Annotated in this window: 1 protein-coding gene; it reads right to left on the minus strand. The window is 58.1% G+C overall.

Features of this window, described 5'->3' with window-relative positions:
* On the minus strand, positions 1–1,473 hold a 1,473-nt coding region (locus tag SO139_RS46115; protein ID WP_498542143.1), incomplete at both ends, for a GAF domain-containing sensor histidine kinase.

Raw genomic sequence — 1,473 nt, forward strand, 5'->3', positions numbered from 1 at the left:
GTGTGACTGCACCGAAATGCCGTTCTTCACGACTTCGCCATGGGTCAGGGCGATGACCTCGAGGATTGCTCCATTTATGTCCACGTCTTCTTTCCGGAGAGGTGCTTTTTTGAAAAGCGCGCGCATCCGGCCGACGACCTCGCTGACGCGATTGCCGTTTGCAAAGATCCGGTTGAGAGCCTGCCGAGCTTTCTCCAGATCCGCCGGTTCTTTGCTTAACCAGTGCAACGCCGCTGAGGCATTGTTGAGCGTCGCGCCGATCGGCTGGTTGACTTCGTGGGTAATTGAAGCCGAGAGCTGCCCCATTGTTGCCACTCGATTCGCGTGCACGAGCTCCATCTGCACCTCCCTGTAACGCCGCTCGCTTTCGCGAATTTCCTTCTCCGCCCGCTTGCGCTCGGTTAAGTCGACCACGAAGCCCGCGCCCTGGTCGTGTCCCTCGCCGAACGTCGCTGCCCCGACCAGCACCGGCACGCGGCCACCTTTTTTCAGGAAGTACTCCTTCTCATAGGGTTGCGCGGTTCCGGTCGCCTCCAGCTCCGCAACGCGTCGGTCGTCGGCATCGCGCCATTCGGCGGGCGTCAGATCCCGCCAACGCAGTCGACCGGAGACGAGATCGTCGCGGCCGTATCCGACGATCCGGAGAAAAGCTTCGTTGGCATCGATGATCCGATCGTCACGATCCCAGACGAAGATGCCGATGATGTTGGCATCTACTAGCCGTCGTATCCTGGCCTCCCGCTCAGCTAGCTCGCGGTACAGGCTGGCGTTCTCGATTGAGATAGCCGCCTGGGAAGCGAGCAGTCTGAGGACCACCATTCGAGCAGGAGTAAACGCGCCAGTCGTAAGGTTGTTCTCCAAGTACAGGATTCCAATCAACCTGGTCTGCTTAAGTATCGGAAGGCAGAGCACCGACCGTGAGCGGTGATCGCGAATATAAGCATCCGCTGAAAACGAGTTCTGACCGGACGCATCGTGCAGGAGAACGCTTTCTTTTGTTCGAAGGACGTAGTCAAATACAGACTTCGGTAGATCTGCGGCCGTGACGCGCGTCTGTTTCAGGACCACGTTCACATTGTCACTGCTGGTTGTGGCCTCTGCTTCAATTTGATATTTGTCGCCTCGCGGAAGAATTAAGAGACCTCGATCGGCGCCCGCGTGTTCGATTGCCGATCTCATAAGCGTGTTGATTAACTTCTCGAAAACGATCTCGCCTGACACCGCTTCCGAGACTCTGATCACGGTAGCCAAATCGAGCTGCTCGACGGGTGTCACTATCGTCGCCGTGGAATCCACGATCGACTTGTCCACTTTGAGGTGCGGGTAAAGCTCCTCGAGTTGGCGGACCTTTGCGTCGGCTCCCCAGCGCAGGTAGCAGGCCCGCGCGGCCCGCAAATAGGTCGCCGCGATCTTCTCGTAACCGCGCTCTGCGTAGAAACGGCCGGCAATCTCATTGGCAATTGCCTGGTTGTG

This window comes from Bradyrhizobium sp. UFLA05-89 (genome assembly GCF_059803475.1).